The sequence below is a fragment of the Microbacterium sp. B19 genome (genome assembly GCF_000333395.1).
In the GTDB taxonomy this organism is placed as follows: domain Bacteria; phylum Actinomycetota; class Actinomycetes; order Actinomycetales; family Microbacteriaceae; genus Microbacterium.
In genome coordinates this window covers 1-7,588 of sequence record NZ_BADA01000259.1, presented here as the reverse complement: position 1 = coordinate 7,588, position 7,588 = coordinate 1, and the positions used below count along the sequence as shown (strand labels likewise).

The following is a 7,588-nucleotide window of genomic DNA, read 5'->3' as shown; positions in this document are numbered from 1 at the left end:
GAACCGATCTCGATCGCCGACACGGATGCCGAGGCGAAGGGCGTCATCAGCTCGACGCCGTCGCGACGCAGCCTCGGCGCCCCCGGTCCCCGGCGGCGCTCGCTGATCGCGGTGCCCGCGGTCGGTGTGTCTCTGGCTCTGCTCTCCGGCTGCTCGGCGGATGCGTGGCCGCAGATCGCCGCGAGCGACACGCCGAGTGCGTCACCGACTGTCATCGTCCCGGAGGGCCAGTTCCCGCCGGTCGTCACCGAGAGTCAGGCCGCGAAGATCGTGTCACGGATCTCCTCGGCCGTCGCGGAGGCGGACTCGACCATGGACGAGACTGCGGCCGCGACACGCTTGACGGGCCCGGCCCTGGCGGAACGCAAGACCAATTACACGCTTCGCAAGGCGATCCCCGATCGTCCGGCGTTGCCGGCCATCCCCGCGGAGCCGGTGCAGATCACTCTCCCGCAGACGACCGAGGGCTGGCCGCGTACGGTGATGACCGTCGTCGAATCCGCGGATGCCTCGGCCCCCACGACCTCGATCATGATGATGACCCAGGACGACCCGTGGTCGGAGTACCGCGTGTCCTACATCGGCAACCTCGAGGCATCCACGAACCTGCCCGAGCTCGCCGCACCGTACGTCGGCGCGACGCAGGTGCCGCCGGACTCGTCGTTCCTCGTCATGGCACCGAAGCAGGTCGCCACGGCCTACGCGGACCTCATCAACAACGGGCAGAACAGCCCGTCGTGGGGGTCCTTCGACACCGCGAACGATCTGCTGCTGCCGGCGATCGAGGAGAACAAGAAGAACCGCACCGACGAACTGAACCAGACGGGCAAGGACACCGCTCAGATCAGCTTCTCGGCCGCTGCCGGCCCCGCGTCGCCGATCGCGCTCGCGACCCTCGACACGGGCGCGATCGTCGCGGTCAACGTCTACGAGAGCGACACGGCCAAGCCGACGAACCCGGATGCCGTCATCAAGCTCGACAACAACCCCGCCGTGAAGGCGCTCACGGGCGTCGATCAGTCCGCGACGGGGTTCACCACGACTTACACCGACCAGATCTTCTTCTACGTGCCCAGCCAGGGATCGAACGACAAGATCCGACTGCTGGGCTACCGTTCCAGCCTCCTCGAAGCGAAGGTGTCTCCGTGAGCACTCCGACCCCCGGTTCCGTTCTGCGCGGCGCCGTCGACCTCTCGTCGCTGCGCAACCGTCCCCAGCCGCCCGCCGCGCCCGCGCAGGGTGCCACGCCGGCCGCTGCGGGAGGCGCCCCCGCGTCGTCCCTCGTGTTCGATGTCACCGATGCGTCCTTCGGTCAGGTCCTCGAGCTCTCGCGCAGCGTGCCCGTCGTGGTCGACCTGTGGGCCGAGTGGTGCGGTCCGTGCAAGCAGCTGAGCCCCGTCCTCGAGAAGGTCGTCGTCGAGCTCGCCGGCAAGGTCGTGCTCGCCAAGGTCGACGTCGACGCGAACCCGCAGCTCGCCCAGGGCTTCCGCGCCCAGTCCATCCCCATGGTCGTCGCGCTGGTCGCGGGGCAGCCGGTGCCCCTGTTCACCGGTGCCGTGCCCGAGCAGCAGGTGCGCGAGGTCTTCGCCCAGCTGCTGCAGCTCGCGGCGCAGCACGGCGTCACCGGGACCGTCCCCGTCGACGGGGCCGACGCCGGTGCCGAGGAGCCCGCGGAGCAGCCGCTGCCGCCGCTCCACGCCGAGGCCTTCGCCGCCATCGAAGAGGGCGACTACCCGCGCGCGATCGCGGCCTATGAGAAGGCCCTCGCCGAGAACCCGCGCGACGCCGATGCCCGTGCAGGTCTCGGCCAGGTGCGTCTGCTCGACCGCGTCCAGGGCGTCGACCTGCAGTCGGCCCGCGCCGCCGCAGCGGCAGCCCCGACCGACCCCGAGGCGCAGTTCGTGGTCGCCGACCTCGACATCGCCGGCGGCCATGTGGAGGACGCCTTCGGACGCCTCCTGGACCTGTTCGCGGTGCTCCCGTCGGACGAGCGTGCACCCGTGCGGGAGCGACTGCTCGAGCTCTTCGGACTCATCGGCGACGAGGACCCCCGGGTGATCCGAGCGCGGTCGCGACTGGCATCCCTGCTGTTCTGATTCCACGAAAATGGCCCCGTCTTCCGACGGGGCCATTTCTCGTCGTCGGGGCTCAGCCGGCGCGGTGGTGCAGCCAGAGCACACCGAGCGGCGGGAGCGTCAGGACCGCGCTGCCACGCCCGTCCGTGGTGACCGCACCGAAGTTGCCCTGGCCCGAGCCGCCGAACGCTTCGGCATCGCTGTTGAGCACCTCGGTCCATGTGCCGGCCTCGGGGAGGTCCAGCGGGAAGTCGCCGAGCGGCACACCCGAGAAGTTGCAGACGACGGCGATCGTGTTGCCGTGGTGGTCGCGGCGCGCGAACGCGAGGACATTCGGGTTCCACGCCGGAGCACCGAGGCGCGAGAACGCGGCGCCGTCGTGGTCACGCGACCACAGCGGGGCGTGGTCCTTGTAGACGCGGTTGAGCTCGCCCACGAACGAGTGCAGCTGGGCGTGCGACGGCTGGTCGAGCATCCACCAGTCGAGTCCGCGCGACTCCGACCACTCGGACATCTGCCCGAACTCCTGGCCCATGAACAGCAGTTGCTTGCCGGGGTGGCCCCACATGTACGCGAGGAATGCGCGCATGTTCGCGAGCTTCTGCCAGTGGTCGCCCGGCATGCGTCCGAAGAGGCTGCCCTTTCCGTGCACGACCTCGTCGTGGCTGATCGGCAGGATGAAGTTCTCGCTGAACGCGTACACGAACGAGAACGACAGCTCGCCCTCGTGGTGCGAGCGGTACATCGGGTCGCGCGCGATGTACTGGAGCGAGTCGTTCATCCAGCCCATGTTCCACTTGAACCCGAAGCCGAGTCCCGCGTGCGCGGTGGGGGCCGTGACACCGGGGAAGCTCGTCGACTCCTCGGCGATCATCGCGATCCCCGGGTAGCGCTTGTACGCGGTGGCGTTGACCTCCTGCAGGAACCGGATCGCCTCGAGGTTCTCGCGGCCGCCGAACTGGTTCGGGGCCCACTCGCCGTCATTGCGGGAGTAATCGAGATAGAGCATGGATGCCACGGCATCCACGCGAAGGCCGTCGACGTGGAACTCCTCGAACCAGTACAGCGCGTTCGCGACGAGGAAGTTGCGCACCTCGTTGCGGCCGTAGTCGAAGATCAGGGTGCCCCAGTCCTTGTGCTCGCCGCGGCGGGGATCGGGGTGCTCGTAGAGGGCTTCGCCGTCGAACTTCGCCAGCGCGAAGTCGTCCTTGGGGAAGTGGCCGGGGACCCAGTCCATGATCACGCCGATGCCCGCCTGGTGCAGGCGGTCGATGAGGTAGCGCAGGTCGTCGGGGTCGCCGAACCGGCTCGTCGGCGCGTAGTAGCCCGACACCTGGTAGCCCCACGACCCGCCGAACGGGTGCTCGGCAAGCGGCAGGAACTCGACGTGCGTGAACCCCTGGGCGCCCACGTAGGCGATGATTTCGTCGGCCGCGGCGCGGTACGACAGCCCGGGGCGCCACGAGCCCAGGTGCAGCTCGTAGATCGACATCGGGCGGTCGATGGGAGCGGTGCGGGACCGCTCCTCGATCCACGCGTCGTCCTCCCACCGGTAGTCGGAGGTGGTGACGACGGATGCCGTCGCCGGCGGCGTCTCCGCCAGGCGCGCCATCGGGTCGGCCTTCTGGATCCAGGCGCCGGCGCGGGTGAGGATCTCGAACTTGTAGCGTGCGCCGACACCGACGCCGGGGACGAAGAGCTCCCACACACCGCTGCCGCCCATCGAGCGGAGGGCGCTGCCCGTACCGTCCAGCCGTTGAAGTCGCCGATGACGCGCACCGCGCGGGCGTCGGGCGCCCACACCGTGACCGCCGTGCCGGTCGAGCCGTCGAGCTCGCGCACGTGCGCGCCGAGGACGCGCCACAGCTCCTCGTGCCGGCCCTCCGAGATGAGGTGCAGGTCGAGCTCGCCGAGCGAGGGGACGTGCCGGTAGGGGTCGTCGGCGACGTGATCCGCCCCGCCGTCGTACGTCGCGCGCACGCGGTAGGCACCGGGCGCCTCGTCGACGACGCCCTCCCAGATACCCGAGCGGGTGTGCGTCAACTCGACGGTGGTACCGTCCTCGCGCTCCGCGACGACCTCGTTCGCAAGGGGCCGCCGCGTGCGGATCACCCAGCCGTCGGCGGTCTCGTGCACCCCGAGGACGCTGTGGGGGTCGTGGTGGGCGCCGTGGGCGACGGCATCCAGGAGTTCGGGAGGAAGAGCGGTCATCGAGACTCCTTCACGTGCAGGATGTGCACGGGTTCGGCGAATGCGTCCAGGCGCACGAAGTTGTGATCGGTCCAGGTCCACGCGGCACCCGTGATGAGGTCTTCGACCTCGTAGGGGGTGCCGGGATCGATGCCCCAGATCGTGGTGTCCAGGTGCACGGTCGTCTCGCGCGCCGAGTGGGGGTCGACGTTGGCCACGACGATGATCGTGTCGGAGGTGCCGGTCGGCGACAGCGCGGCGTCGAGGTGCTTGGCGTAGACGAGGATCGCGTCGTCGTCGCTCCACTGCACGTGCAGGTTGCGCAGCTGGCGGAGCGCGGGGTGCTCGCGCCGGATGCCATTGAGGCGACGGAGGTACGGGGCGAGGGAGTCGCCCGCGGCCTCGGCGCTCGCCCAGTCGCGGAACTTGTACTCGTACTTCTCGTTGTCGATGTTCTCTTCCGAGCCCGGCCGCGCGATGTTCTCGTACAGCTCATAACCCGCGTACACGCCGTACGTCGGGGCCGCGGTGGCTGCGAGGGCCGCGCGGATCTTGTACGCCGGACGCCCGCCGAACTGCAGGTACTCGGTGAGGATGTCGGGCGTGTTCACGAAGAGGTTCGGTCGCAGGAAGTCGGCCGTCTCGTGGGCGAGGCCGTCGAAGAACTCCTCGAGTTCCTGCTTGGTGTTCCGCCACGTGAAGTACGTGTAGCTCTGCTGGAAACCCGCCATCGCCAGGCCCTGCAGGGGAGCGGGCCGCGTGAAGGCCTCGGCGAGGAAGACCGCGTCGGGCTCCTCGGCGCTCACCGTCGCGATCAGCCACTCCCAGAACTGCAGGGGCTTGGTGTGCGGGTTGTCGACGCGGAAGATCTTCACGCCCTGCGCGATCCAGTGCCGCACGATGCGGAGGACCTCGGCCCGGATGCCGGCGGGATCGTTGTCGAAGTTGACCGGGTAGATGTCCTGGTACTTCTTCGGCGGGTTCTCGGCGTACGCGATCGAGCCGTCGGGGAGCGTCGTGAACCACTCGGGGTGTGCCGCGACCCACGGGTGGTCGGGCGAGGCCTGCAGTGCCAGGTCGAGTGCGACCTCGATGCCGTTCTCGCGCGCTGCGTCGACAAAGGCGCGGAAGTCCTCGAGGGTGCCGAGGTCGGGGTGGACGGTGTCGTGTCCGCCGGCCGGACCGCCGATGGCCCACGGCGAGCCGGGGTCGCCGGGGGAGGTGACGAGGGTGTTGTTGGGGCCCTTGCGGTTTTGCTCGCCGATCGGGTGGATCGGGGGCAGGTACAGCACGTCGAAGCCCATGTCGGCGACGCCCGGGAGGCGGTCGACAGCGGTCCGGAAGGTGCCGCTGATCACGGACCCGTCCTCGGCACGGGTGGCGCCTTCGGAGCGCGGGAAGAACTCGTACCAGGCGCCCACACCGGCGCGTTCGCGTTCGACGAGGAGTTCGGCATCCTTCCCAGCCGACGTCAGGCCCATGAGCGGGCGTGCGTCGAAGATCGCCGCGATCGCGGGGTCGCGGACGACCTGTAGGGCGACGTCGTCGTGCGTATCGGGGTCGCGCAGCGTGCGTGCGGCGTCGTACAGCAGGTCTTTGTCGGTACCCGGGCGCTTCTTCTCACCGCGCGCGCGGTCGAAGAGCTGCGCCCCCATCTCGCGCATGAGCGCGGAGTCGACGCCCGCCGCGATCTTGAGGTCGGCGGCGTGCTCCCATGTCGCGAACTCGTCGGCGAACGCCTCGAAGCGGAACCGCCACACACCCTGCTCGAGCGGAGCGATCAGCGTCGACCAGCGGTCGAACCCGTCGTTCAGCGGCGAGAGGCGGTGCAGCGACTCGTCGCCGGAGGGCGAGAAGAGCCGCACCTGCACGCCGATCTTGTCGTGCCCTTCGCGGAACGCCGTCACGGTGAAGGGGACGGCCTCACCGACGTACGCGGAGGGACGGAACTTCCCGCCCGGGACGGACGGATGCGGCAGCGCCAGCGGGATCCGTGGCGTCACCACCCCCTTCGAGGGCGTCGGTGTGATCGGACGCACGGGGATCGAGGCGGCGCTGCGCCAAGCGGGAACGGGCGTCGGGGTCGTCGTCGTGGTGGCCACGTTCCGAACCTATCGTGGGGCACCGACGTTCCCGCAGGGCTTGCCCCGGGCCTTGACAGAGTGACCGGGTTCGCCGACGGTGCGCCACGCTCGTCGGGGAGCGGCCCGCGCACACCGAACGGGCGAACGTGCTTAGCCGGACGCCGCGCCGTCAGTCCCGTGCGTCCACGCGGAACAGCCGCATCGACGTGCCGACGAACGGCAAGACCTCGCCGGGCGCCAGCCGCGGCGTGTCGTCGGACGGCGCCTCGTCGGCGCTCGACCACAGCGAGACGTACTCCACCTCGTCCGCGAGGACGGGCAGCGTCACGTCGATCGGACTCTCGTTCCCGTGCACGACGAGCAGGATGCGATTGGGCTCCTCGTTCTCGGGCGTCGAGGTCGCGAGGTACTGCAGCGTCCGGTGCGACGGGTCGGTCCATCGGTCGCTCGACATCGTCTCGCCGCGCTCGTCGAACCAGTCCATGAGCGAGGCGGAGGGGATGCGCTCCCCGAGGCGCGCGAAGCGGACGGGGCGCAGTGCCGGGTTCTCGCGGCGCAGACGCAGCAGCCGCTGCGTGTGCGCGAAGAGGTCCTCCTGCCAGGGCGCGAGGTCCCACGAGACCCAGGTCAGCGGCGTGTCGTGGCAGTAGGCGTTGTTGTTGCCGCGCTGCGTGCGCCCGAGCTCGTCACCGGCCGTGATCATCGGCACCCCGGCCGACAGCAGCAGCGTGCCGAGGAGGTTGCGCATCGCCTTGCGGCGCGTCGCGAGGATGCGCGGATCGTCGGTCTTGCCCTCGGCGCCGTGGTTGTACGACCGGTTCGNGGCGGCACCGTCGCGGTTCTGCTCGCCGTTGCCCAGGTTGTGCTTGACGTCGTACGAGACGAGGTCGCGCAACGTGAAGCCGTCGTGGGCCGTGACGAAGTTGACGCTCGCCAGAGGTCCGCGCTCCTCCGAGAACGTGTTCGACGACCCGGCGAGGCGTGTCGCGAAGCCGCCGATGCCGACGGGCGCCGTGCTCGCGCGTCGGGCGTAGTCGACCCTCGACGGCCTTGTACCGCTCGACGATGCGCCCGAGCGCCGCGTCGGCGTCGTCGCGGACGTCGTCGTACGTGACGCCGACGCAGTCGTCGTACGCGAGGTCGACACCGTCGTGGTCGAGCAGCATCTCGAGCACGTAGTCGCGCTCGGCGGTGGAGCGCGCGATCGGCCGGAAGACGCCGACGCGCGGCTCACGCGGC

At 69.9% G+C, this 7,588-nt stretch carries 2 protein-coding genes and 4 pseudogenes; 2 read left to right on the top strand and 4 right to left on the bottom strand.

Annotated elements, in window-relative coordinates:
• Together I5G_RS09695 and I5G_RS09690 are read left to right on the top strand one after the other, a co-directional pair.
• Window positions 1–1,149: pseudogene (locus tag I5G_RS09695) on the top strand (glycosyl transferase); the annotation flags it as partial.
• Window positions 1,146–2,096 carry a tetratricopeptide repeat protein gene (locus I5G_RS09690; RefSeq protein WP_022878881.1) on the top strand — a complete coding sequence of 317 codons (951 nt, stop codon included), beginning with the start codon at window positions 1,146–1,148 and terminating at the stop codon, window positions 2,094–2,096. The pseudogene I5G_RS09695 and the gene I5G_RS09690, both read left to right, overlap by 4 nt.
• A gap of 52 nt (window positions 2,097–2,148) precedes the next feature.
• On the opposite strand, the pseudogene glgB reads toward I5G_RS09690, so the two are convergent.
• The 4 genes and pseudogenes from glgB to I5G_RS26435 form a co-directional block, all read right to left on the bottom strand.
• Window positions 2,149–4,286: pseudogene (gene glgB / locus I5G_RS21690) on the bottom strand (1,4-alpha-glucan branching protein GlgB).
• A complete protein-coding gene (locus I5G_RS09680; protein ID WP_026095813.1) occupies window positions 4,283–6,250 on the bottom strand; it encodes a maltotransferase domain-containing protein in 1,968 nt (655 codons plus the stop codon). The pseudogene glgB and the gene I5G_RS09680 overlap by 4 nt, the downstream one beginning before the upstream one ends.
• Window positions 6,251–6,518: 268 nt before the next feature.
• A pseudogene (locus tag I5G_RS21685) lies at window positions 6,519–7,388 on the bottom strand (glycogen debranching enzyme); the annotation flags it as partial.
• Window positions 7,384–7,588: pseudogene (locus I5G_RS26435) on the bottom strand (hypothetical protein); the annotation flags it as partial. The pseudogenes I5G_RS21685 and I5G_RS26435, both read right to left, overlap by 5 nt.